Below are 338 nucleotides of genomic sequence, written 5' to 3'. Positions count from 1 at the left end.
GTCGTCTCCGACGACCATCCGGGGCTCAGGGCAGCGATCCGCGAAGTCCTGCCCGAGGCAGTCTGGCAGCGCTGTTACGTGCACTTCCTCAGAAACGCGCTCGATTATGTGCCGCGCAAGGTCGATGACGACTGCCTGATGGAGCTCAGATGGTTCTATGACCGGCGCGACCTAGCCGAGGTCAAGCGCGACCTGGCGCAGTGGATCGCCAAATGGCAGGCCAAATACCCGAAGCTGGTGGATTGGGTGGAGAACAACATCGAGGAGACGCTGAGCTTCTATCGGCTGCCGCTGCCGCATCACAAGCACATGAAGTCGACGAACATGCTGGAGCGGCT

General features: G+C 60.9%; 1 protein-coding gene. It reads left to right on the top strand.

Features of this window, described 5'->3' with window-relative positions:
• Window positions 1–338, top strand: a 338-nt coding sequence (locus AC0L2M_RS34655; protein WP_473537277.1) for a transposase, incomplete at both ends; no start/stop codon positions are given.

The sequence above is a fragment of the Mesorhizobium sp. WSM4806 genome (assembly GCF_055811635.1).
Note: the sequence above shows the minus strand (reverse complement) of the source record. Positions and strands in the feature narration are given on the sequence as shown.